Origin of the sequence: Pseudomonas massiliensis (assembly GCF_000826105.1) — a bacterium.
GTDB classification, from domain to species: domain Bacteria; phylum Pseudomonadota; class Gammaproteobacteria; order Pseudomonadales; family Pseudomonadaceae; genus Aquipseudomonas; species Aquipseudomonas massiliensis.
In genome coordinates, this window is sequence record NZ_CCYK01000005.1 from 138,656 (window position 1) to 164,070 (window position 25,415).

The 25,415-nt window shown below is 63.1% G+C and carries 18 protein-coding genes; 5 read left to right on the forward strand and 13 right to left on the reverse strand.

From position 1 onward, the window contains the following. Window positions 1-49: 49 nt before the first annotated feature. From BN1188_RS04070 to BN1188_RS04115, 10 genes are all read right to left on the reverse strand, one after another. Window positions 50-1,471 carry an FAD-dependent oxidoreductase gene (locus tag BN1188_RS04070; protein ID WP_040260061.1) on the reverse strand — a complete coding sequence of 474 codons (1,422 nt, stop codon included), beginning with the start codon at window positions 1,469-1,471 and terminating at the stop codon, window positions 50-52. Between the two features lie 104 nt (window positions 1,472-1,575). Further along, a complete protein-coding gene (gene gltB, locus BN1188_RS04075) occupies window positions 1,576-6,024 on the reverse strand; it encodes a glutamate synthase large subunit (protein WP_040260062.1) in 4,449 nt (1,482 codons plus the stop codon). A 361-nt stretch (window positions 6,025-6,385) separates the two neighbouring features. Beyond that, window positions 6,386-8,023 (reverse strand): AAA family ATPase, encoded by a 1,638-nt coding sequence (locus BN1188_RS04080; protein ID WP_040260063.1) that lies wholly within the window; start codon window positions 8,021-8,023, stop codon window positions 6,386-6,388. 16 nt (window positions 8,024-8,039) lie between these two features. Then, window positions 8,040-9,137: a 3-dehydroquinate synthase gene (gene aroB, locus BN1188_RS04085; protein WP_040260065.1), complete on the reverse strand. Its 1,098-nt coding sequence runs from the start codon at window positions 9,135-9,137 to the stop codon at window positions 8,040-8,042. 49 nt (window positions 9,138-9,186) lie between these two features. Then, window positions 9,187-9,705, reverse strand: a complete 519-nt coding sequence (gene aroK / locus BN1188_RS04090; RefSeq protein ID WP_040260067.1) for a shikimate kinase AroK — start codon at window positions 9,703-9,705, stop codon at window positions 9,187-9,189. Window positions 9,706-9,709: 4 nt separating this feature from the next. Further along, entirely contained in the window at window positions 9,710-11,818 is a 2,109-nt protein-coding gene (locus BN1188_RS04095) for a type IV pilus secretin PilQ (protein WP_040260068.1), read from the reverse strand. A gap of 34 nt (window positions 11,819-11,852) precedes the next feature. Further along, window positions 11,853-12,380, reverse strand: a complete 528-nt coding sequence (locus tag BN1188_RS04100) for a pilus assembly protein PilP (protein WP_040260069.1) — start codon at window positions 12,378-12,380, stop codon at window positions 11,853-11,855. Then, window positions 12,377-13,000 (reverse strand): type 4a pilus biogenesis protein PilO, encoded by a 624-nt coding sequence (gene pilO, locus BN1188_RS04105; RefSeq protein WP_040260071.1) that lies wholly within the window; start codon window positions 12,998-13,000, stop codon window positions 12,377-12,379. Before pilO ends, BN1188_RS04100 begins: the two co-directional genes overlap by 4 nt. Then, on the reverse strand, window positions 12,997-13,593 hold the full coding sequence (locus BN1188_RS04110; protein ID WP_040260073.1) for a PilN domain-containing protein: 597 nt from the start codon (window positions 13,591-13,593) through the stop codon (window positions 12,997-12,999). The genes pilO and BN1188_RS04110 overlap by 4 nt, the downstream gene beginning before the upstream one ends. Then, a complete protein-coding gene (locus BN1188_RS04115; RefSeq protein ID WP_040260074.1) occupies window positions 13,593-14,657 on the reverse strand; it encodes a pilus assembly protein PilM in 1,065 nt (354 codons plus the stop codon). Before BN1188_RS04115 ends, BN1188_RS04110 begins: the two co-directional genes overlap by 1 nt. A 182-nt stretch (window positions 14,658-14,839) precedes the next feature. On the opposite strand from BN1188_RS04115, the gene BN1188_RS04120 reads away from it, so the two are divergent. Then, on the forward strand, window positions 14,840-17,272 hold the full coding sequence (locus BN1188_RS04120) for a penicillin-binding protein 1A (RefSeq protein ID WP_408633577.1): 2,433 nt from the start codon (window positions 14,840-14,842) through the stop codon (window positions 17,270-17,272). A 112-nt stretch (window positions 17,273-17,384) separates the two neighbouring features. Here BN1188_RS04120 and BN1188_RS04125 read toward each other — a convergent pair whose 3' ends face one another. The 3 genes from BN1188_RS04125 to rpmE all read right to left on the reverse strand — a co-directional run bounded on the left by BN1188_RS04125 (window position 17,385) and on the right by rpmE (window position 19,818). Then, entirely contained in the window at window positions 17,385-18,653 is a 1,269-nt protein-coding gene (locus BN1188_RS04125; protein ID WP_040260077.1) for a malic enzyme-like NAD(P)-binding protein, read from the reverse strand. Window positions 18,654-18,742: 89 nt separating this feature from the next. After that, on the reverse strand, window positions 18,743-19,537 hold the full coding sequence (locus tag BN1188_RS04130; protein ID WP_232430895.1) for a thermonuclease family protein: 795 nt from the start codon (window positions 19,535-19,537) through the stop codon (window positions 18,743-18,745). A 59-nt stretch (window positions 19,538-19,596) separates the two neighbouring features. After that, on the reverse strand, window positions 19,597-19,818 hold the full coding sequence (gene rpmE / locus BN1188_RS04135; RefSeq protein WP_040260078.1) for a 50S ribosomal protein L31: 222 nt from the start codon (window positions 19,816-19,818) through the stop codon (window positions 19,597-19,599). Window positions 19,819-19,991: 173 nt separating this feature from the next. Here rpmE and BN1188_RS04140 point away from each other — a divergent pair, with 173 nt between their 5' ends. The 4 genes from BN1188_RS04140 (at window position 19,992) to hslV (ending at window position 25,412) form a co-directional block, all read left to right on the forward strand. Then, a complete protein-coding gene (locus BN1188_RS04140) occupies window positions 19,992-22,211 on the forward strand; it encodes a primosomal protein N' (protein ID WP_040260080.1) in 2,220 nt (739 codons plus the stop codon). A gap of 99 nt (window positions 22,212-22,310) precedes the next feature. Then, complete coding sequence (gene argS, locus BN1188_RS04145; RefSeq protein ID WP_040260082.1) at window positions 22,311-24,047, forward strand: arginine--tRNA ligase; 1,737 nt, start codon at window positions 22,311-22,313, stop codon at window positions 24,045-24,047. A gap of 1 nt (window position 24,048) precedes the next feature. Beyond that, the gene (locus BN1188_RS04150) at window positions 24,049-24,729 is read left to right on the forward strand and encodes an SPOR domain-containing protein (RefSeq protein ID WP_040260084.1); all 681 of its coding nucleotides are present in this window, start codon (window positions 24,049-24,051) and stop codon (window positions 24,727-24,729) included. 152 nt (window positions 24,730-24,881) lie between these two features. Then, complete coding sequence (gene hslV, locus BN1188_RS04155; protein WP_040260526.1) at window positions 24,882-25,412, forward strand: ATP-dependent protease subunit HslV; 531 nt, start codon at window positions 24,882-24,884, stop codon at window positions 25,410-25,412. Window positions 25,413-25,415 lie beyond the last annotated feature (3 nt).

Consider the following 25,415-nt stretch of genomic DNA (forward strand, 5'->3'; position numbering starts at 1 on the left):
AAAGGCACGGCGTTGCGCCGTGCCTTTTATCAATCGCCTCGATTAAGGTTTACACCTGCAGGTAATCCATGATGCCCTCGGCCGCGGTCCGCCCTTCGTAGATGGCGGTCACCACCAGGTCGGAACCGCGCACCATGTCGCCCCCGGCAAAGATCTTCGGATTGCTGGTCTGGTGCCGGTACTGGCCCCCGGAAGCTGGCGCGATCACCCGTCCCTGGCTGTCCAACTGGATCTGGTGCTGCTCGAACCAGTCGGCTGGGCTTGGGCGGAAACCGAAGGCGATGACCACCGCGTCGGCCGGCAAGATCTCTTCCGAGCCTGGAATGGGCTCCGGGCTGCGCCGGCCACGGGCATCCGGCTCGCCCAGGCGGGTTTCCACCACCTTGACGCCTTCGACTTTTTCCTCGCCAACGATGGCGATGGGCTGACGGTTGTAGAGGAATTTGACCCCTTCTTCCTTGGCGTTCTTCACTTCGCGGCGCGAACCGGGCATGTTCGCTTCGTCACGGCGGTAGGCGCAAGTAACGCTCTTGGCCCCCTGGCGAATGGAGGTACGGTTGCAGTCCATGGCGGTGTCGCCACCACCAAGCACCACCACCCGCTTGCCCTTCATGTCAATGAAGTCCTCCGGTGATTTCTCGAAGCCCAGGTTACGGTTCACGTTGGCAATAAGGAAATCCAGCGCGTCGTGCACACCCGGCAGGTCTTCACCAGGGAAACCACCCTTCATGTAGGTGTAGGTCCCCATGCCCATGAAGACGGCATCGTATTCGGCCAGCAGTTGCTCCATGGTGATGTCCCTGCCTACCTCGGTATTGAGGCGGAATTCGATCCCCATGCCGGTGAAGATCTCCCGGCGGTTGCTCAGCACGGTTTTCTCGAGCTTGAACTCTGGAATGCCGAAGGTCAGCAGGCCGCCGATTTCCGGGTTGCGGTCGAAAACCACCGGGGTGACGCCGCCGCGCACCAGCACATCGGCACAGCCAAGCCCGGCCGGACCGGCGCCGATGATCGCCACGCGCTTGCCGGTCGGCTTGACCTTGGACATATCTGGCCGCCAGCCCATGGCGAAGGCGGTATCGGCGATGTATTTCTCCACCGAGCCGATGGTGACCGCGCCGAAGCCGTCGTTCAGGGTACAGGCCCCCTCGCACAGGCGATCCTGGGGGCAGACGCGTCCGCAGACTTCCGGCAGGGTGTTGGTCTGGTGCGACAGCTCGGCCGCCGCCAGGATGTTGCCTTCGGACACCAGCTTCAGCCAGTTGGGAATGAAGTTGTGCACCGGGCACTTCCATTCGCAATAGGGGTTGCCGCAGCCCAGACAGCGGTGGGACTGTTCTCCCGCCTGCTGGGGCTTAAGGGGCTCGTAGATTTCCACGAAGCCCTTTTTCCGCACGCGCAGGGTTTTCTTCTTCGGGTCTTTACGGCCTACATCTATGAATTGAAAGTCGTTACTCAAGCGTTCGGACATGGTCGCCTCTCGGCGCAGCTCAAAGCATCGAGCTTCAAGCTGCAAGCAAATTCTGGGTTACCACGGGCAGCCTGAGCTTATCGCTTGAAGCTGCCCGCCAGGGCTTATTGGGGGTTGGCAATGGTGCTGGACAGCAGCGACTTGAGGCTGGCTGCCTTGGGCTTGACCAGCCAGAAGCGGCGCACGTAGTCATCCAGGTTTTCCCAGAGGTTGCGCCCCCACTCGCTGTCGGTCTCGGCCACGTACTCGGCCAGCACGCTTTCCAGATGACTGCGATACGCTTCCATCGCTTCGCCGCTGATGCGCTGTATCTCGACCAACTCGTGGTTCACCCGGTCCACGAAGGTGTTGTCCTGGTCCAGTACGTAGGCGAAGCCCCCGGTCATGCCCGAGCCGAAGTTATAACCGGTCTTGCCCAGTACGCAGACGAAGCCGCCGGTCATGTACTCGCAGCAGTGATCGCCGGTGCCTTCCACCACGGTATGGGCGCCGGAGTTGCGCACCGCGAACCGTTCGCCGGCCGTGCCGGCGGCGAACAGCTTGCCACCGGTAGCGCCATACAGGCAGGTATTGCCGATAATGGCGCTGTCCTGGCTCTTGAAGGGGCTGCCTTTGGGCGCCACGATCACCAGTTTGCCACCGGTCATCCCTTTACCCACGTAGTCGTTGGCGTCACCTTCCAGGTACATGTTCAGGCCGCCGGCGTTCCATACGCCGAAGCTTTGCCCGGCAGTCCCCTTGAAGCGGAAGGTGACGGGCGCGTCAGCCATGCCCTGGTTGCCGTAGCGCTTGGCGATCTCCCCGGAAACCCGCGCGCCGATGGAGCGGTCGCAGTTGCACAGATCCAGGCTGTAATCGCCGCCGGTGCGGGCTTCGATGCCTGCCAGGGACAGCTCGACCATCTTCTCGGCCACCAACCCCTTGTCGAATGGCGGGTTACGCTCGGCCTCGCAGAATTGCGGCTTATCCGCCGGTACATGGGAACTGCCCAACAGCGGAGTCAGGTCCAGGTGCGCCTGCTTGGCGGTTTCGCCCGGCAGCACTTCCAGCAGGTCGGTACGCCCGATCAGCTCACCAAGGCTGCGCACACCCAGGCGCGCCAGCCATTCACGGGTCTCCTCGGCCACGAAGGTGAAGAAGTTCACCACCATGTCCACGGTACCGATGTAGTGGTCCTTGCGCAGCTTTTCATTCTGGGTGGCCACGCCGGTGGCGCAGTTGTTCAGATGGCAGATGCGCAGGTACTTGCAGCCAAGCGCGATCATGGGCGCGGTACCAAAGCCGAAGCTTTCGGCGCCCAGGATGGCCGCCTTGATGACATCCAGGCCGGTTTTCAGGCCACCGTCGGTCTGCACCCGCACCTTGCCGCGCAGATCGTTGCCGCGAAGCGTCTGGTGTGTCTCGGCCAGACCCAGTTCCCAGGGGCTTCCTGCGTACTTGATGGAAGTCAACGGCGATGCACCGGTGCCGCCATCGTAGCCGGAGATGGTGATCAGGTCGGCGTAGGCCTTGGCAACGCCAGCGGCAATGGTGCCCACCCCAGCCTCGGAGACCAGCTTGACCGATACCAGTGCCTGGGGGTTGACCTGCTTGAGGTCGAAGATCAGCTGCGAGAGGTCTTCGATCGAGTAGATGTCATGGTGCGGCGGTGGGGAAATCAGCGTGACGCCCGGCACCGCATAACGCAGCTTGGCGATCAAGCCGTTGACCTTGCCGCCCGGCAACTGGCCACCCTCGCCGGGCTTGGCCCCCTGAGCCACCTTGATCTGCAACACCTCGGCATTGACCAGATATTCTGGCGTGACCCCGAAACGGCCGGTAGCCACCTGCTTGATCTTGGAGCTGCGGATGGTGCCGTAGCGGGAGGGATCTTCGCCGCCCTCGCCGGAATTGGAGCGCGCGCCCAAGCGGTTCATGGCCTCGGCCAGGGCTTCGTGGGCTTCCGGGGAAAGGGCGCCCAGCGAGATACCGGCAGAGTCGAAGCGCTGAAGAATGGCACTTAGAGGTTCGACCTCGGCCAGGTCCAGCGGTTGATGGGTTTCGCGCACCTTGAGCAGGTCACGCAACATGGACACCGGACGGTTGTCCACCAGCGCGGTGTACTCCTTGAATTTGGCGTAGTCGCCCTGCTGCACGGCGGCTTGCAGCGAGTTGACCACGTCCGGGTTATACGCATGGTATTCGCCGCCGTAGACGAACTTGAGCAGGCCGCCTTGCTGGATGGGCTTGCGAGGGCTCCAGGCTTCCACCGCCAGGGCCTTCTGTTCGGCTTCCAGGTCGCTGAAACGAGCCCCTTGCAGGCGGCTGGCCACGCCACGGAAGCACAGACCGGTGACTTCGTCGGCCAGGCCGATGGCTTCGAACAGCTGGGCGCCGCGGTAGGAGGCAATGGTGGAAATCCCCATCTTGGAGAGGATCTTCAGCAGGCCCTTGGTAATGCCCTTGCGGTAGTTCTTGAACACCTCGAACAGATCGCCCAGCACTTCGCCGGTACGAATCAGGTCGCCGAGCACCTCGTAGGCCAGGAAGGGGTAGACCGCCGAGGCGCCGAAGCCGATCAGCACCGCGAAATGATGCGGGTCGCGTGCCGTGGCGGTTTCCACCAGGATGTTGCTGTCGCAGCGCAGGCCTTTCTCCACCAGCCGGTGATGAACGGCGCCCACCGCCATGGCCGCGTGAGCGGGCAGGCGGCCCGGTGCGATGGCGCGGTCGCTGAGCACGATCTGGGTCTTGCCAGCGCGTACGGCCTCCTCGGCCTGATCGGCGATATTGACGATGGCGGCTTGCAGGCCTACCTGCTCATCGTAGTTGAGGTCGATGAGCTGGCGGCCGAAACCTTCCCGCTCCAGGTTCATCAGGGCGCGCCACTTGGCCGGGGAGATCACTGGCGAGCTCAGGATCACCCGGGACGCATGCTCCGGGGACTCCTGGAAGATATTGCGCTCGGCGCCGAGGCAGATCTCCAGGGACATGACGATGGCTTCGCGCAGTGGGTCGATCGGCGGGTTGGTGACCTGGGCGAACTGCTGGCGGAAATAGTCGTAGGGGGTGCGGACACGCTGGGACAGTACCGCCATGGGCGTATCGTCACCCATGGAACCGACCGCCTCGTAGCCCTGCTCGCCCAGCGGGCGCAGCACCTGGTCGCGCTCTTCGAAGGTGACCTGGTACATCTTCATGTACTGTTTCAGGCGATCGACATCGTAGAAGTCCGAGCCGTGGTCGTGGTCGTCCATCTTCGCCTGGATGCGCAGCGCATGCCGGCGCAGCCACTGCTTGTACGGGTGGCGGGACTTGAGCCGATCGTCGATGGCGTTGGTATCCAGAATCTGCCCGGTCTCGGTGTCCACGGCGAAGATCTGGCCCGGCCCTACCCGGCCCTTGGCGATGACGTCTTCAGGCTTGTAGTTCCACACGCCGATTTCAGAGGCCAAGGTGATATAGCCGTTACGGGTGGTGACCCAGCGCGCAGGCCGCAAGCCGTTGCGGTCGAGCAGGCACACTGCGTGGCGGCCTTCGGTCATGACCACACCAGCGGGGCCATCCCAAGGCTCCATGTGCATGGAGTTGAATTCGTAGAAGGCCCGCAGGTCCGGGTCCATGGTTTCCACGTTCTGCCACGCTGGCGGAATCAGCATGCGTACGCCACGGAACAGGTCGATGCCGCCAGTGACCATCAGCTCGAGCATGTTATCCATGCTGGAAGAGTCCGAACCTACGCGGTTGACCAGCGGCCCCAGCTCTTCAAGGTCAGGGATCAGCTCGTTGGCGAACTTGGTGCGACGGGCCTGGGCCCAGTTGCGGTTACCTGTGATGGTGTTGATTTCACCATTGTGCGCCAGGAACCGGAACGGCTGTGCTAATGGCCACTTGGGCAGGGTATTGGTGGAGAAGCGCTGGTGGAACACGCAGATCGCCGTTTTCAGGCGCTCATCGCCCAGGTCCGGATAGAACGCCGCCAGGTCGGCGGGCATCATCAGGCCCTTATAGATGATGGTCTTGTGGGAGAAGCTGCAAATGTAATGGTCTGTATCCTCGGCATTGGCGACAGAGGAACGACGACGCGCGCTGAACAGCTTGATGGCGAACTCCTGATCGCTCAGGCCTTCCCCACCGACAAATACCTGCTCGATCTTCGGTAGCCGCTCCAAGGCCAGCCGGCCGAGCACGCTAGTGTTGATCGGTACTTGCCGCCAACCGACCAACTGCAGGCCCGCGGCGAGGATTTCCCGGTTCATGTTCTCACGGGCAGCTTCGGCGCGAGCGTCGTCCTGGTTCAGGAACACCATGCCCACTGCATATTGGCGGGGCAGCTCACGCTGGAAGTGCTCCTCGGCGATGGCGCGCAGGAACTGATCCGGTTTTTGCATCAACAGCCCGCAGCCATCGCCAGTCTTGCCATCGGCATTGATGCCGCCGCGATGGGTCATGCAGGTCAAGGCCTCGATGGCCGTTTGCAACAGGTTGTGGCTCGGCTCGCCCGTCATATGGGCAATCAGGCCAAAGCCACAGTTGTCCTTGAATTCTTCGGGATGGTACAGACCTGTTTTCATAGACACTTCTCACCAGGCTTGCTTCTCATGGAAGCAAATGCTCTTTAATTCAACCACTTACCATCCACGCCGAACGAACGCCAGCTTTGCGGGGGCAAAAGGGCAGTCATTGTACACAGCAGGGCTGCGGGCCACAAATATAAACGACCGAACAATGTATTTTGATGTCGCAAATTTGAACGCTTTTAGCAGCTTTATGAGGTAAGCAAGCTGCTCGAGTCAATGATTATTGGCCGTCGCGACAAGCTTTTGGCTCGCGGGCACTTTGGAGGGACACGAAAGCCCGCCGCGCAATGCGCGGCGGGCTTGTGCAATCGACTCGGGGGACGTCTGGTGGTGGCGAGGGTGGGGCCACCGGCCTTCAGTGGGCTGAAGTCAGCTCTTGTTGGACGCTGGCGACAGTTCTAGGCCAAGGTTTACCAGCCTGGACCTTTGCTGGCAAGTTCTTGATGGCGGCAACCGCGGCGGCACGGTTCGGGAAACTGCCGTAGGTCACGACGAAAAGCGGCTTGCCCTGCAAGGTTTTCTTGAAATACCGGTATTCCCCGCCCTGCTCGCGCACGTAGGACTGCGCCGCGCTCTCGGAGCTGGTGCCGAAGATCTGTACCACGTAGCTGCTGGGCGCCTGGGCCGTATACCAGTTGCCGCCTGTCGCCTTGCTTACCGGCTTGTCCGCCGGCTTGGCAGGAACCGGCGCAGGCTTGGCTACCGCGACTTGCGGCACAGGCGTGGGCTTGGCCGCCGGCGCAGGCTTGGCTACCGCGACTTGCGGCACAGGCGTGGGCTTGGCCGCCGGCGCAGGCTTGCTTGGTGCCGGCTCCATCGGTTGCACTGGCGTTGCGGAGGCGACCGCGGGCGGGGTCACAGCCGGGCCGGCCGGCATGCCGACAGGCGGCGCGCTGGTAGTGACCATTGGGGGCTGGCTGGGCGTACCCGCATCGGCTGCTGGCGCGCCGTCATCGTCTTCCGCGCCGGCGGCGGAGGCCAGAGGCTCGCGCATCACAGGTTGGCCGTTCAGAGGCAGCGGCTTGGAGTTGCCAGCGAACTCGATCGACGGGTTACCGTCCTGGTTAGGTTGCGCGCTGCCAGGCTCACCCTGGCCCAAGGGCAGTTGCGCCTGCTCGCCAGCAGGGGCTGGCGCTTTGTTGTGCCCAGACAACAGGCCGGCAGCGGCGACAATGATCACCACGACGGCGGAAAGGGCCAACAGGTATTTCTTAGGCATTTTAAGTCCTATGGATGGTCGCTTGACCGCGGAACGACTGGCGATCATCGCCTCGATCATCGAGTCTCGGGCGACCTGGTTGATAGGGCCAGGCCAGCCGCCGGACGTTTCGTGAATGTCCGCGATCTGCTCGTTGCTGAACAATGCGATTCCCTGGCCGGCGCCCTCCAGGCGCTGGGTCAGGTATTCGCGCGTTTCTTCCAGGGTATAGGGCTGCAACTCGATGACATGGTAGCGCTCCGGGCCCCATTCGAGCTGCTCCAGGGTCGACAGCAGCGAAGGCTCTCCGAAGAGGAACACATGCGGCCGCCCTTCCGGCATTCCCGCCGACAGTTCCAGCAGGGCTTCGAGCGCCGACTCGTCCAGTTGTTCCGCGTCGTCGACCAGCAAATACACTTCCTGGCCGGTCAACCCGAGCTGGATCACCCGATGCAGGAGGCTGCCGATCTCGGTATCGGCGGCGCCCACAGCGGGCGCGATCTGCCCGAGCACGCCGGCGGCATCGCCAGCCCCGCGCGCCGACACCACCACGCTCATCACCGACTGCTTGTTGGTACTGGCCACCAGCGCCTGGCGCAGCAAGGTCTTGCCGCTACCATGGGGCCCGGTCACTACCAGCATCAGCTGGCTGTAACGCGCCAGGTGATGCAGTTGGCCCAGTACCGGCTTGCGTTGCGCCGGGAAGAACTTGAACCCTGGCACGCGAGCGGCAAAGGGGTCATGGTCCAGTTGATAGTGGCCGAGGAAGGCCTCATCGGCATGCAGACTTGTCATCGAACTCTCGTTAACCTCAAAGCTGATCCACGATGGCGCCGTAATCCGACGTCAGCGTGGCCTGGAGTATCTCGGGTGCGTATTCATCGGTCACTACCGCCTCGCCCAGGCGACTGAGCAGGACCAGGCGCATGCGGCCATCGAGCACTTTCTTGTCCACGGCCATGTGGCGCATGAAATCATCCGGCCCCATCTCGGCGGGCGGGACAACCGGCAATCCCGCGCGTACCAGCAGGGCAATGCCGCGGTCGCGCGCCGCGCGATCAAGCCAGCCCAGGCGCATGGACATTTCCAGCGCCATGGCCGTACCGGCGGCCACGGCTTCTCCATGCAGCCACACACCATACCCCATCTGGGTCTCGATGGCGTGGCCGAACGTATGGCCGAGGTTCAGAGTGGCGCGGACGCCAGCTTCCCGCTCATCGGCATTGACCACCACCGCCTTGGCGGCGCAGGAGCGGCTGATGGCTTCGGTGAGCGCGGCCTGGTCCAGGCTGCGCAAGGCGTGGATGTTGTCTTCGAGCCAGGCAAGGAAAGGTTCGTCGCAGATCAGCCCGTACTTGATCACTTCGGCCAGGCCGGCCGACAGCTCCCGTGGCGGTAGCGAGCGCAGCGTGGCGGTATCGATGAGCACGGCCTTGGGCTGGTAGAAGGCTCCGATCATGTTTTTGCCCAGGGGGTGATTGATGCCGGTCTTGCCGCCTACGGAAGAGTCGACCTGGGACAGCAGGGTGGTCGGTACCTGGATGAAGTCCACGCCCCGCTGATAGCAGGCCGCGGCGAACCCGGCCATGTCCCCCACCACGCCGCCACCAAGGGCGACGATGGTGGTGCGACGGTCGTGACGGCTTTCCAGAAGGCCGTCGAAGATGAGCTGCAAGGTTTCCCAGTTCTTGAACGCCTCGCCGTCCGGAAGGATGACAGGTCGTATCGAACGCCCTTCCAACCCCTTGCAGAGCTGTTCAAGGTACAAGGGAGCGACCGTTTCATTGGTCACCACCGCTACCTGTCGTCCGGCCAGGTGGGGCTGGATCAGCTCCGGGTTGCCCAGCAGGTTTTCGCCAATATGAATCGGGTAGCTGCGTTCAGCCAGTTCGACCTTGAGTGTTCGCATCGCTTTGCAAGTCCGGTTCTGTAGCCATGGGTCGTGATAGCGGCGCGCGTCATCTGGGTGGCAGTTGACGCAAGCGCTCGAGAATGTCGAGAACGACCATGCGGGGTGGACGCTCATCCGTTTCCACCACCAGGTCGGCGATCTCCCGGTAGAGGGGATCCCGGATCTCCAGGAGAGCGCGCAGGGTAGCCTCCGGGTTCGGCGTACGCAGCAATGGCCGGTTGCGGTCACGGGCGGTACGGCCCACCTGCTGCTCGACCGAGGCGTGAAGATACACCACACGCCCCCCGGCGCGCAGGATCCGCCGATTGGTGTCGCGCATCACCGCGCCGCCGCCCGTGGCCAGGACCACGCCATCGTAGGCGCAAAGCTCGCCCAGCATGGCATGTTCGCGCTCGCGAAAGCCCGCCTCGCCCTCACGGTCGAAGATCCACGGGATGTTCGCCCCACAGCGAGTCTCGATTTCCTTGTCGGAATCCCGGAACGGCAAACGCAACTCTTTGGCCAGCAAACGGCCGATGGTGCTCTTTCCCGCGCCCATCGGCCCAACGAGTATCAGATTTCGCACAGAATCAATGACTCACAGCAATCGCCTGGTTGTTCATGATACGCGGAGTCAGGAATACCAGCAGCTCGGATTTTTCTTCCGAGACCGTATCGCTGCGGAATAGCCGGCCTATGTACGGCACATCGCCCAGGAAGGGGACTTTCTGCGTGGTCTTGTTCTGGGTATTGGAGAACACTCCACCGATGACGATGGTCTCGCCGTCATTCACCAATACCTTGGCGTTGACTTCGTTCTTGTCGATAGGCGGTACGCCCAGTACCTCGTTCAGGTAGTCAGGGGCGTCCTTGGTCACCTTCACCTCCATGATGATGCGGTTGTCTGGAGTGATTTGCGGCGTGACCTCCAGGGACAGCGACGCTTCCTTGAAGGAAACCGTGGTCGCGCCGCTGGAACTGGATTCCTGGTAGGGAATTTCCTGCCCCTTGAGGATCTTGGCCGTTTCCTTGTCGGAAGTGACTACCTTGGGCTGGGACACTACCTCGCCATTGCCGGTTGCCTCCATTGCGCTGAGCTCGAGGTCGATCAAGGTATTGTTGGTAACGAAGCCCAGGCCGATACCTGACGTGGCGTCAGTGGCGCCCATGTCCACGAAGGGTACGTTGGTGCCGGTATCGGTGCCTGTATTGCCCGACTCGTCGCCATTGTTATCCAGGCCGTAGATGGTGGTATTGCCATGGCCGGTGGAAGTGCCACCCCAGCGTACCCCCAGGGACTTGTCGTAGCCGACGGTGGCCTCGACGATGCGTGCTTCGATCATCACCTGCCGCACGGGGATATCCAGCTGGGCCACGATGCGACGCAGCTCATCGAGGCTTTCCTGAGTCTGGTAGGCGATGATGCTGTTGGTGCGGTCGTCCACGGTGATGGACCCGCGCGCGTCGGTATTGTCCTTGGAGCCGGTCACAGACTGAAACAGCTTGGCGATGTCGGCGGCCTTGGCATAGTTCACCTGGATCAGGTCCCGACGCAGCGGGGCGAGTTCCTGCAGCTGCTTCTGGGATTCAAGTTCCTGGCGTTCGCGGGCGGCGATCTCGTCCGCTGGCGCCACCAGCAGCACGTTGCCCACCTTGCGCTTGTCCAGCCCCTTGGTCTTGAGCACCAGGTCCAGGGCCTGGTCCCACGGGACATTCTGCAGCCGCAGGGTAATGCCGCCTTGAACGGTATCACTGGCAACCAGGTTGAGGTTGGTGAAATCGGCGATCAGCTGGAGCACCGACCGGACATCGATGTCCTGGAAATTCAGCGAGAGCTTCTCGCCGGTGTATACATTGCGGTCGGCGTTGCGACGCTGCACGTCTTCGTTGGTGAGCGGCCGGACGCTGATGGTCAACCGGTTCTCGGTCTGGAAGGCCGAATAGTCGAACGCTCCGGACGCCTCTATTGAAACCGTGGAGGCCTCGCCTGCCTGGGTGGAACTGACGAACTGCACCGGTGTGGCGAAGTCCTTGACGTCCAGGCGCAGCCTGAGTGGATCCGGCAAGGCGGTACGGGCGAATGTGACTATGATCCGGCCGCCCTGTTCCTTTACATCAGGGCTGATCGACGGGTCGCTCAGGTCGATGACCACGTTGCCCTCGCCAAGCGCGCCGCGCTGGAAGTCCACATTGCGGATGGCTCTGCCTGGAATACCCACGACCGGGGCCCGGGGCGCGGCGGCCGTTGTCGTCCGGGATGCGGCGGCTGGCGCGGACGCTGCTTTGGGGGCTGTGCCGGTGGAGGCCTGGACGGCATTGGCGCCCGGACCGATGAGCACGAAGACATTGTTGCCTTCGACCCGGGTACTGTAGGGCACCAGGGTGGCCAGGTTGACGATCAGGCGCGTACGGTCCTTGGCTTCGATCAAGGCCAGGGTGCGTGCGTTGCCCACGCCCAGGTCGCGGCTACGGTTGGCGACCTGGGTCACCACGCCGGGAAAGTCCAGGGCGATGCGGGCCGGATCTTCGGTGGTATAGCCGCGTGGCGCGGTTACCGGGCTGTCGAAGGACAGCTTCAGCTCCACGCGATCACCCGGCAACGCGGCTACATCGACCGACTTCAGGGTGGCCGCCAGCAGGGCTGGCGACACCAGCATCGCGACCAGCGCGGCGCCTAGGGCGGAGAGGATCCTGTTCATCGTTGTTTTCCACTGAGCATGCTGTACCGACCCGTCAGGAGGGTTCCTTGAGCAAAATGGCGCGTGGCCGTTCGAGCCACCCCCCTTCGCCGTCCGGAACGAGTTCCACCACATCGACTTCTGTGTCGCTGATAGCGATGATCTTGCCATCGTTCTGGCCAATGTAGTCGCCTACCTTCACCCGATGCACGCCTCCGCCGCCTTTCATCAAGGCAAAACGCCCACCGGCATTGGCCAGGGTGCCGACCATTTCGAAATCCTCGATATTGAAGCCCTCCAGGAACTGCTTCACCCGATTCGGATCAGGATGAATATCCTTCGACCCCTTGGGCCGATTCGCCTGTTCCACACGGATGGGTGGCTGGAAGGGGCTGCGCAGGTCCGACGCCTGATAGGTGAAGGCCTGGTACGCCTGAAAACGCGGGATGGGCTCGATGGTGCCCTTGGGCTTCTCGTTCACTTCCTTGAGAAACGCATCTATATCGGAAAAATCGTCCGAGCCGCCACAAGCGGAAAGCACGGTGATGACCAACAGCAGGCCCGCCTTGGCCCAGGCCTTCATTGTGGCAGCCCCTTGTCGTTGTAACGGTAGGTCTTGGCCAGGATCTGCATGCGCAGCTGCGAGGCATTGCCCTGGTTGGCGGGCTTCACGTCGAAGTCATGCAGGGTGACGATCCGGGGCAGGCTTGCCACTCCGCTGACGAAGGTCGCCAGGTCATGGTAATTGCCGGTGACGGTGATCTGGATAGGCAGCTCGATGTAGAACTGCTGGGCCGTTTCCGGCAACAGCTTGATTTCCTGGAATTCCAGCCCGGCACCCAGGCCGGTGCGAGTGATGTCTTCCAGCAGGCCAGGCACCTCGGTATCGCTGGGAAGCTGACGCAGCATGGCACCGAATGACGTTTCCATTTCCTTCATCTGGGCCGTGTAGGCTTCCAGGTTCGCTGCCTGGAAAGCCTTGGTCGCGTACTGCTGGCGTAGCGTTTCCTCTTGGGCGATATGGGCGTCCAGGTCCGCTTCCAGATCCTGTAGGCGGAAGTAATAACCCAGCCCGAGCAGAAGCAAGGCCAGCAGAATGGCCGCGATGACCTTCACCGGGCCGGGCCAGCTGCCCATGTTGTTGACATCGAGCTCGCTCAGCTCGACTTTCTTCAGGCTGTCCAGCCAGGCTGCCCCCTTCATTTATCGACCTCCTCCACCGCCGGCGCGGTTTGCCGTACGGACAGCTGGAACAGGTTGGCCTGGTCGGTGCCGATGTCGGCCGCGGCGCTCTCGTCGCTGGCGTCGTCGGTCTTGGCCTTGACTTCGGTAAGGGTGGGCGATTCGAGCCAGGGCGAGGCATCGAGGTTTCGCATCAGGTCCGATACCCGATTGTTGGATTCGGCGGCCCCGGAGATGTTGATCTGCTTGTCGACCATCTTCACCTCGGTGAAATAGACCCCGTCCGGCAAGGTGCGAACCAGCTGATCGAAGATGCGCCCTATGATCGGCCGGTTGCCTTGCAGGTCCTGAATGATGCGCATGCGCGCCAGCAGCTGCTTGCGGCGGGTCTTGAGCTCGCTGATGGCCTTGATCCGTTGTTCAAGGTTGGCATTCTGGGTTTGCAGATAGTTGTTGCGGGCGGTCTGGCGGTCGATCTGCCCGGAAATATACTGGCTGGCCAGGAAAATGACTCCGCCGCTGAACAGCACCACCGCCGCCAGCAGCATGAAGAATTGCTTCTTGCGCTCTTCGCGCAACTGCTCCCGCCAGGGCAACAGGTTGATGCGTGCCATCAGTCGAAGCTCCTGAGCGCCAGCCCGCAAGCGATCATCAGCGCCGGGGCGTCACTGGCCAGGGCACCGGCATTGACCTTGCTGTTCAGGGCCATGTCCGCGAAGGGGTTGGCCACCAGCGTAGGCGTGCCGATGCGTTGCTGGATGAGTTGATCCAGGCCTGCCAGGGAAGCCGTGCCCCCGGCAAGCACGATATAGTCAACCTGATGGAACTGCCCTGCTGCAAAAAAGAACTGTAACGAGCGTGACACCTGCTGCACAACCGCTTCGCGGAAGGGTTGCAGCACCTCGGCCACGTAGTCGTCCGGCAACCCGCCCTGCTTCTTGGCCAGGCCGGCCTCCTCCACGCTGAGCCCATAGCGGCGCTGGATTTCCTCCGTGAGCTGGCGCCCGCCGAACAGCTGCTCGCGGGTATAGATAATGCGGCCACCATGCAACACGCTCAAGGTAGTCAAGGTGGCGCCTACATCCACCACCGCCACGGTCAGTGGCCGCTCGGCATCCCGCAGTTGCGGCGCCAGCAGACCGAACGCTCGTTCCAAGGCATAGGCTTCGACATCGACTACCCGGGCGCTCAGGCCGGCCACGGCCAGGGCCGCTTCGCGAACTTCGACGTTTTCCTTGCGGCAGGCGGCCAGCAATACTTCGACTCGTTCAGGATTGCGCGCGGAGGGGCCTTGCACCTCGAAGTCGATGGCGACTTCCTCGAGGGGGTAAGGAATGTACTGGTCGGCCTCCAGCTTGAGCTGGTTCTCCATTTCATCATCGGTCATGCCCGCGTCCATTTCGATGGACTTGGTGATGACCGCCGAGCCGGAAACCGCCAGCGCCACGCCGCGAGTAGGCGTGCGCGCCTTGGCCACGACGCGCAGCAGGGCGTTGCCCACACCCTCGAGCTCGGCAATGTTCTTCTCGACCACCGCATTGACGGGCAGGGGCTCGACTGCGTAGGACTCCACCTTGAAACGATCACCTACCCGGCTCAGCTCCAACAGCTTGACCGAAGTGGAGCTGATGTCGATCCCCAGAAGCGAGCTCGCTTTCTTGCTGAAGAGTCCTAGCACTGCCAATTCCCTAGCACTATCCGCGACTTACGGACCGTTTATGGTACCCGGCATTTAATAGCAGTCTTGACAGAAGCGCAAATGACGCTCCACCCCAAATTGCTTATAATGCCGAGCGTTTTTTTGCCTTGGCCCATGCTTGCCGCCAAGCCCCAATTCTCAATGGAAATCCGAAAGCCTTGATCCGCCTGCTCAAGTTTTTCTGCTGGACCTTCCTCGCCGTGGTATGCGGGCTTCTGCTCGGCCTGAGCGGCGCATATCTGTATCTTAGCCCCGGCCTGCCGTCCGTGGAGGCTCTGAAAAGCGTTCAGTTGCAAATTCCTCTTCGGGTTTACAGCAGCGACGGCAAATTGATAGCAGAATTTGGCGAGATGCGCCGGTCTCCGATCAAGTTTTCCGACATCCCGCCTCATTTCATCCAGGCCCTGCTGTCCGCCGAGGACGACAACTTCGAGAACCATTACGGAGTGGACCCTTCCAGCCTGGTCCGCGCCGCCAGCCAACTGCTGCGTAGCGGCCACATCCAGACCGGCGGCAGCACCATCACCATGCAGGTGGCGAAGAACTACTTCCTGACCAGCGAGCGCAGCTTCTCGCGCAAGACCAACGAAATTCTGCTGGCCTTGCAGATCGAACGCGAGCTGACCAAGGACGAGATCCTCGAGCTGTACGTGAACAAGATCTACCTGGGCAACCGGGCCTACGGCATCGAGGCCGCGGCGCAGGTGTACTACGGCAAGTCCATCCGGGACTGCAGCCTGGCCCAGATGGCGATGATCGCCGGCCTGCCGAAGGCTCCCTCACGCTTCAACCCCCTGGCCAACCCGGCACGCGCCAAGGAGCGTCGGGACTGGATCCTGGGCCGCATGTACAAGCTGGGCAAGATCGACCAGGCCAGCTATGACACCGCCCTGGCCGAGCCCATCAACGCCAGTTACCACGTCCCCACCCCTGAGGTGAATGCGCCCTACATCGCCGAGATGGCCCGCGCCGAAATGGTCGGGCGGTTCGGCAGCGCGGCCTATACCGAGGGCTTCCGGGTCACCACCACGGTGCCGAGCAACCTGCAGGAACACGCCAACAAGGCCGTTCTCGAGGGCCTGCTCACCTATGACCAGCGCCATGGCTATCGCGGGCCCGAGTCCCGACTGCCTGGCAAGACCCGCGAAGCCTGGCTCGCCGAGCTGACGCGCCAGCGCCCGCTCAACTCGCTGGAGCCGGCGATCGTCACCCATGTGGACAAGGCCGGCCTGACGGTACTGACCCGGGACGACAAGCAAGAGCCCGTGAGTTGGGACAGCATGAAGTGGGCGCGACCATTCCTCAATACCAACAGTCAGGGCCGCGCGCCGAGCCAGCCGGCGGATGTCGCCCAGGTCGGCGACCTGATCCGCGTCCAGCGCCAGGACGATGGCAGCCTCAGGTTCAGCCAGGTGCCCACCGCCCAGAGCGCGCTCGTTTCCCTGGACCCGCATGACGGCGCCATCAGGGCGCTGGTCGGTGGCTTCGCCTTCGAGCAGAGCAACTACAACCGTGCCACCCAGGCGAAGCGGCAGCCGGGCTCAAGCTTCAAGCCCTTCATCTATAGTGCCGCCCTGGATAATGGCTACACCCCCGCCAGCCTGGTCAATGATGCCCCGATCGTGTTCGTGGACGAATTCCTCGACAAGGTCTGGCGGCCGAAGAACGACACCAATACGTTCCTTGGCCCGATACGCCTGCGCGAAGCCCTGTACAAGTCCCGCAACCTGGTCTCGATCAGGGTGCTCCAGAGCCTGGGCGTCGACCATACCATCGACTACATCACCCGCTTCGGCTTCAATCGCCAGGACTTGCCGCGCAACCTCTCCCTGGCCCTCGGCACCGCAACCCTGACTCCGATGGAAATCGCCACGGGCTGGAGCACCTTCGCCAATGGCGGGTTCAAGGTCAGCCCATACTTGATCCAGAAGATCGAGAGCCGTAACGGTGATGTTCTGTTCACCGCCAACCCGGCCGTGGTGCCTACCAAGGCCGAAGAGGCCAGCGAGCCGCCAGCGCCCGTCGTCACCGAGGCCACGAGCAACGACGCCCAAACCGGAACCAGGGCACCAGAGGCAACGACACCTCAATATGCGCCCCGTATCGTCGATGGCCGTACAACCTACATCCTTACCAGCATGCTGCAGGACGTCATCAAGAAAGGCACCGGACGCCGTGCCCTGGCCATGAACCGTCCAGACATCGCAGGCAAGACGGGTACCACCAACGATTCGAAGGACGCCTGGTTCTCCGGCTACAACGCTGACTACATGACCACGGTCTGGACGGGCTTCGACCAGCCTGAAACCCTGGGCCACAAGGAGTTCGGCGGCACGGTGGCCCTGCCCATCTGGATGAACTACATGGGCGCCGCGCTCAAGGACAAGCCGCCGCATACCCAGCCTGAGCCGGAAGGCATCGTCAGCCTGCGGGTCGACCCTGTCAGCGGCCGCGCGGCCACTCCGGCCACGCCCAATGCCTACTTCGAACTGTTCAAGAGCGAGGACACCCCGCCTTCAGTCAACGAACTGGGCAACGGCGCACCTGGCAGCCCGTTGCCAGCGGACGAAGCAGCGCCCATGGACCTGTTCTGACAGGGTACCGCCGGGCCCTGTGGCCCGGTCGGGCGCCAGTCCCAGCTGGCGAATGTTCATATTTCAGGCATTAAAAAACCGGCCATCAGGCCGGTTCTTCATTGCAGGGTCATCAACCCTTGAATACGTCATCCACGCTCTTGAGCGGGTAGTTGGCCGGGTACGGCAGGGTCGCCACGCCGGTCTCGATGGCCGCCTTGGCTACCGCATCGGATACCACTTCGATCAAGCGGACATCCAGAGGCTTGGGAATGATGTACTCACGGCCGAAGCTCAGGCTGTCTACGTTGTAAGCCTCGCAGACTTCCTTCGGCACCGGCAGCTTGGCCAGATCACGCAGGGCGTAGGCGGCGGCGATCTTCATTTCCTCGTTGATGCGCTTGGCGCGCACGTCCAGCGCGCCACGGAAGATGAAGGGGAAGCCCAGCACGTTGTTGACCTGGTTCGGGTAGTCCGAACGGCCAGTCGCCATGATGACGTCATCCCTGGTGGCATGGGCCAGCTCCGGGGAGATTTCCGGATCGGGGTTCGAGCAAGCGAACACGATCGGGTTGGCCGCCATGCTCTTGAGACCCTCGGGACTGAGCAGGTTCGGCCCCGAGAGCCCGACGAAGACGTCAGCGCCGTCCAGGGCATCGGCCAGGGTGCGCTTGTCGGTTTCGTGAGCAAAGACAGCCTTGTACTGGTTCAGGTCGTCGCGACCAGCGTGGATGACACCGACGCGATCGATCATGTAGATGTTCTCGACCTTCGCGCCCATGCTGATCAGCAGCTTCATGCAGGAAATGGCCGCGGCACCGGCGCCCAGGCAGACGATCTTGGCTTCCTCGAGCTGCTTGCCGGCGATTTCCAGCGCGTTGAGCATGCCCGCCGCGGTCACGATGGCGGTACCGTGCTGGTCGTCATGGAAAACCGGGATGTCGCATTGCTCGATCAGGGCACGCTCGATCTCGAAGCATTCAGGCGCCTTGATGTCTTCCAGATTGATGCCACCGAAGGTGATCGAAATACGCTTGACCGTGTCGATGAACGCTTGCGGGCTTTCCGCATCCACTTCGATGTCGAACACATCCACGCCAGCGAAACGCTTGAACAGAACGCCCTTGCCTTCCATGACCGGCTTGGACGCCAGAGGGCCCAGGTTACCCAGGCCGAGAATGGCGGTACCGTCAGAGATCACTGCCACCAGGTTGCCCTTGCCGGTGTACTTGTATGCCAGTTCAGGGTCACGGCCGATTTCACGCACAGGCTCGGCGACGCCCGGGCTGTAGGCCAGGGACAGGTCGCGCGCGGTAGCGGTCGCCTTGGTGAGTTCGACGCTCAGTTTCCCCGGACGAGGTTGGGCATGGTATTCGAGAGCGGCAGTTTTCAGATCTGACATGGTGGCGTTCCGCTTGACTGTTGAACTTTTCGGAGCGCCGAGGATACGCACAAAGGATAGTCGCGACAAGACTGCCCAGTCACCCGCTGTCAAGGGTTAGAAGGTACGACTTTGGCCGCAGATGACAACAGTTCGAGCATGGTGGGTGATGTCAGGCGGAGCAGCCAGGGAGCTTGCCCGGAGGCCTGGTCCGACCGACGGCGCCGGTCGACGATCCAGCCTCGCGCCTCGACAGCCTGCCCTGTCCGCAAGCTTCGCAGGCTGCCTTCGAACAGATGCGCGTCCGCCTGCCGCACCTGCAATACCAGACCGCCCTCAAGGTCGATCCAGGTGCCACCGCGGTTACGGTCGATTCTCTGAATCCTCCCGCTGACGATGGCAAAGCCCGCCTGCTCGAGGCTCGCTACCGGTCGCGGGCTGAACCCGCGCCACACCCCCAGGCCCACCTGCCGCGCGCTACGTTCAGCGGCCGCATGGCACGCCCACAAGGCATCGTTCGGCGGCACCACCACTTGAAAGCCAAGCCCTTCGCCCAGCAGAATGGCTTCGATATTCCGGCCCTGGGGCGTATACACATGAGCCAGGGTTCGGCCGTGACGGTCATGGGGTTCAGCGCCCGGTCGGATCGCGACCTTGCCGCCGTTCTCTTTCACCAGTGCCTGCAGGCGATCGCGGGCCGCCTTGGCGCCCGGCTCATCCGCACGTCCTCTGTGTCCCATTTCGGGCGTATTGATACCAATCAGTCGCACGCTTCGCCCATCCGCCAAGCGCAGAGTATCGCCATCGACCACCCGCGCAACCTGAGCCAGCGGCAGCGTCGCCGGTAGGGGACATTCGGCCCGCACCTGGCCGAGGAAAAACGCGGGCAATAAAAAAGCGCCCACGAGGGACGCTTTTTTGATCAGCCTGGCCAAGCCTCGAAGGCTTGCCAACGCGCGGAGCCTCAGTTGCTCTTCGCGGCGCCAAACACGCCGAAGCGCTGCTTGAAGCGGTCGACACGGCCGCCGGTATCCAGCATCTTCTGCTTGCCGGTGTAGAACGGGTGGCACTCGTTGCACACGTCCAGGCTCAGGGGCTGGGCCAGGGTAGAACGGGTCTTGATGACGTTACCGCAGCTGCAGGTAGCGTCGATGGCTTCGTATTTCGGATGGATTTCAGGCTTCATGGGGTATTCCTCTGTGGTCGCGCCGCCACCCGGCACCATTGCCGGATACCGCACGAACTGGGGTCCGGCATATTACCAGAGCGCGCCGGGGACGCAAGCGCAGCCGCTACCGGTAGTCGCCGCCGGGGTGTTAGGCTTGCCGCTCGCTTTGCCCGCTGCCCTGGAAGCCCTTCGTGCCCGACGTCATCCTGCGCCTTGCCCTGCCTTCTCCGCTGCGCCGCCTGTTCGACTATCGCGCGCCAGCCGGGCCCACGCCAGCGGCATGGCTTCCGGGCATGCGCTTGCGGGTGCCCTTCGGCCGCCGCGAAATCATCGGGGTGCTGGTGGAAGTAGCGGAGCATTCCGACGTACCCAGGGACAAGCTCAAAGCTGCCAGCGCCCTGCTCGATGACAATCCACCGATACCTGAAAGCCTCTGGGGCCTGTGCCTGTGGACATCCCAGTACTATCAGCACAGCCTGGGGGATACCCTGTCCTGGGCATTGCCCACGCTGCTGCGCCAAGGCGAACCGGCAGAGGCCCGCCAGGAGCGTTTCTGGAGCATAACCGAGGGCGCAAGGGCCACTGATCCGCGCCTGGCGCGCGCGCCTCGACAAAGAGAAGCCTTCAAGGCGCTCGCACAGCACCCTCATGGAGTCCCTCACTCGTTGCTGCCTCGGCTCGGCCTTGCCAAGGACAGCCTCGATGCACTGCTGGGCAAGGGCCTGGCGCGGGTCGAGGTACGCAGCCAGGCCCCTGCCCAGCGGCATGCCCATTGGCTGGCGCAGCCGGAACTGCCACTCAATTCGGAGCAGCGCGGTGCTTTCGAAGCGGTGCGGGCCGGATTTGGCGAGTTTCATGCCTTTCTTCTGGCTGGCGTCACCGGCAGCGGCAAGACCGAGGTCTATCTTCAATTGATTCACCAGGCGCTCAAGGCAGGCAGGCAGGCACTGGTGCTGATCCCGGAGATCAACCTGGGGCCACAAACCCTGTTGCGCTTCGAACAGCGATTCAACGCCCGGATCGCGCTGGTGCATTCGGCAGTGAATGACCGTGACCGCCTCGATGCCTGGCTGGCGGCCCGCGACGGTGACGCCGACATCATTATTGGCACCCGCTCGGCCTTGTTCACGCCCATGCGCCATCCGGGGCTGATCATCATCGATGAGGAACACGATGCTTCCTATAAACAGCAGGAAGGTCTGCGTTATCACGCCCGGGACCTGGCGGTGGTACGTGCTCGCCAGGAAAACATCCCTGTGGTGCTCGGCTCGGCCACGCCTTCGCTGGAAAGTCTGCACAACGCCCATGCTGGTCGCTATGGGCTGCTACGCATGGAGCAACGGGCCGGCGGCGCCAGCCCGCCGCGCTACTTGCGCCTGGATGTGAAAAGCCGCCCCCTCGACAGCGGCATGAGCCCACCCTTGCAGCAAGCCATCGGCCAGGTGCTCGCCCTGGGCCAACAGGTGCTCGTGTTCCTCAACCGGCGCGGCTATGCCCCAACCCTGCTGTGCCATGAATGCAGTTGGCTGTCGGAATGCCCGCGTTGCGATGCGCGCATGACTGTGCATCTGCGCTCCGGAGAGCTGCGCTGCCACCACTGCGGCCACGCGGCGCCACGCCCGCGGCAATGCCCGACCTGCCACTCGGTGGATCTGCGTCCCGTCGGCGCCGGAACCGAGCGGGCCGAGGACCGCTTGAGAACCCTGTTTCCGGATGTGCCGGTATTGCGGGTAGATCGCGACAGCACCTCGCGCAAGGATGCCATGGCGCAGTTGTTCGCTCGCGTGCAGCGCGGCGAGCCGTGCATTCTGGTTGGCACCCAGATGCTCGCAAAAGGACATCATTTCCCCCGGGTCACCCTGGTCGCCATCCTGGACGCCGACGGCGGTCTCTTCTCCGCCGATTTCCGCGCCGCCGAGCGCATGGCCCAGTTGATCGTACAGGTCGCCGGGCGCGCCGGGCGTGCTGAAGAGCCGGGGCGCACCATCATCCAGAGCCATATGGCCGATCACCCGTTGCTGGTGCAATTGACCGAAGAGGGGTATGCCGCTTTCGCAGCCCAGGCCCTGAGCGAACGTCGCAGCGCTGGATTGCCGCCGTTCTGCCACCTGGCGCTACTGCGTGCCGAAGCTCACAGACCAGGGCAGGCCGAGGCCTTTCTGGACCAGGCTTGCATCGAAGCCGAGCGGCTGCGTGACAGCCTGGGCGTCGGCGCGGTCGAACTGCTGGGCCCGGTTCCAGCCCCCATGGAAAGGCGCGCCGGCCGTTACCGGGCTCAGCTGTTGTTGCAAGCCAATGCCCGGGCGCCCTTGCACCGCTTGCTCAGCCTGTGGGTGCTGCAACTGGAGCGGTTGCCCGGCGGCCGCCAGGTGCGCTGGGCCCTGGATGTTGACCCCATCGACCTCTATTGAGCCGCCGCGAAGGTTGGCAAGCCCGGCCCATGAACGGATAATGCCCAGTTTTTCAACCCGCGCTTGCCGCGCCGCCGCTTCGCGGCACACGAGACGATCATGAAAGACACCATTCGCCTGCTGATCCAACATGCCCTCACCCGCCTCGTCGAGGACGGCGTGCTGCCTGCCGGGCTGACCCCGGCGATCCAGGTCGAGAACAGCCGGGACAAGAGCCACGGGGATTTCGCCAGCAACATCGCCATGATGCTGGCCAAGCCCGCTGGTCTGAAGCCGCGCGACCTGGCGGAAAAGATCATCGCCGCCCTGCCTGCCGACCCTCAGTTGAGCAAGGCGGAAATCGCCGGCCCTGGCTTCATCAATTTCTTCCAGAACACCGAGGCGCTGGCCGCGCGACTCGACAGCGCGCTGGCCGACCGCAAGCTCGGAGTACGCAAGGGCAGCCCCGCCCAGCGCGTGGTGGTGGACCTGTCCGCGCCGAACCTGGCCAAGGAAATGCACGTGGGGCACCTGCGCTCGACCATCATTGGCGACGCCGTGGCCAATGTCCTGGAGTTCCTGGGCGATACCGTGATCCGCCAGAACCACGTGGGCGACTGGGGTACCCAGTTCGGCATGCTGCTGGCCTACCTGGAGGAAAATCCCGCTGACAGCGACCAACTGTCGGACCTGGAAAACTTCTACCGCGCCGCCAAGAAGCGTTTCGACGAATCGGCCGAATTCGCCGAACGCGCCCGCAGCCTGGTAGTGAAGCTGCAGGCCGGCGACCCGGACTGCCTGAGCCTGTGGAAGCGTTTCAATGAAATCTCGCTTTCCCATTGCCAGAAAACCTACGAGCGTCTCAACGTTCGGCTGACCCCAAACGACGTCATGGGCGAAAGCGCCTATAACGAGGACCTTCCCAGCGTAGTCGCCGACCTGCGCGCCAAGGGCCTGCTGGTGGAAAGCGAGGGGGCCCAGTGCGTGTTCCTGGAGGAATTCAAGACCGCCGAAGGCAACCCGTTGCCTGTGATCGTGCAGAAGGCCGGCGGGGGCTACCTATACGCCACCACGGACCTGGCCGCGGTGCGCTACCGCAGCAATGTGCTCAAGGCGGACCGGGCCCTGTACTTCGTCGATCAACGTCAGGCTCTGCATTTCCAGCAGGTGTTCGAAGTTGCCCGACGCGCCGGCTTCATCACCAATGGCATGGCGACCGAGCACATGGGCTTCGGCACCATGAACGGCGCGGACGGGCGGCCTTTCAAGACGCGTGACGGCGGCACCGTGAAACTGATCGACCTGCTCGACGAAGCCGAGCAGCGGGCCTATGCCTTGGTCAAGGAGAAAAACCCTGACCTGGAAGACAGCCGCCTGCGCGAGATCGCGCGAGTGGTCGGCATCGGCGCCGTCAAATACGCGGACCTGTCCAAGCATCGGACCAGCGACTACAGCTTCAACTTCGACCTGATGCTCAATTTCGAAGGCAATACCGCGCCTTACTTGCTGTATGCCTACACCCGGGTGGCAGGGGTGTTCCGCAAGCTGGGCAAGGGCTATGAGGAGGCCGACGGGCATATCCGGCTGGAGGCCGCCCATGAGCAGGACCTGGCCGCCAGGCTGGCCCAGTTCGGCGAAGTGCTCAACACGGTGGCCGAAAAGGGCACGCCTCATGTGCTGTGTAGCTACCTCTACGACGTGGCAGGGCTGTTCTCCAGCTTCTATGAGAACTGCCCGATTCTCGCGGCCCAGACCCCCGAGCAACAGCAAAGCCGGTTGCGCCTGGCGGCATTGACCGGCCTGACCTTGAAACAGGGCCTGGAGCTGCTGGGCCTGGAAACCTTGGAGCGTATGTAAGGTGGCGGCGAAGAAACCTGCACCCAAGCGTGGCGCCAGCCGCAATGCCCCGCCGGCCAAGAAGCCCATTCCGGGCTGGCTGTGGCTGGCCATCGGGCTGTCGGTAGGCGCGTTCATCGTTTTCCTGATGAAGCTCGAACCGGGCCATAACGACGTCAAGCGGACCAAGCCGGAGGAGCAGAAGACGGCGAGCAAGGCAGCCGAGGCGGAAAAAACACCGCCCAGCCCCGAGAAGATCAAGCCCAAGTATGACTTCTACACCTTGCTGCCCGAATCCGAGGTCATAGTGCCGCCCGAGGCTGTACCGGAGAAAACGCCACCCGTGCCTGCCCAGCCGGTCACCCCGGCCGAGGCCGCCAAGATCGATACGGCCCGTGCCCAGGCAGCGTTGTCCGGCCAGGTGCCGCCACCGCCGCCACCGGTCATCAAGCCGGCCGCCACTACCCAGTACTATCTGCAGGCCGGCTCGTTCCGCAAGCAGACGGACGCTGACAAGGTACGCGCCCAGATCATCCTGCTCGGCCAGGCCGTGCAGGTCGAGTCGGGGATGGTGAAGGAGGAAACCTGGTACCGTGTGCTGGTCGGGCCGTTCAGCAACCGGGAACAGCTCACCGCCGCGCAGAAGATGCTGGCCGGCAGCGGCTTCAACAACCTGTTGCTGCAGCAACGGCAAACGCGTTAGCCGCTCCGGCGTAGCAAGCGAGCGAGCCTGCAAGGACGCGCCTGCCTAGGGCGCCCTGGCCGGGGTGTTGCAGCCCCGGTTGAAATTCCCCGCCGCTATCCCCACATCATGCTGCATTGGGCAGTTTCGCCCCGCAGCCTGAGGACCTTCCCTTGACCACCATCGTATCAGTCCGCCGCCACGGCAAAGTCGTCATGGGCGGGGACGGCCAGGTTTCCCTGGGCAATACCGTGATGAAAGGCAATGCGCGCAAGGTACGCCGCCTGTATCACGGCCAGGTGATCGCTGGCTTCGCTGGCGCCACGGCCGATGCCTTCACGCTTTTCGAGCGCTTCGAAGCTCAATTGGAAAAACACCAGGGCCATCTGGTACGCGCCGCTGTCGAGCTGGCCAAGGATTGGCGCACCGACCGCTCCTTGAGCCGGCTCGAGGCCATGCTGGCCGTCGCCAACAAGGACGCGTCCCTGATCATCACCGGCAATGGCGACGTGGTGGAGCCCGAGGACGGGTTGATCGCCATGGGCTCCGGCGGGGCATTCGCCCAGGCCGCGGCCCGCGCCCTGCTGAACAAGACCGATCTGTCGGCACGGGAAATCGCCGAGTCCGCCTTGAATATCGCCGCGGACATCTGCGTTTTCACCAATCATCACCTGACCATCGAGGAGCAGGACCTCGCGCAGTGACAT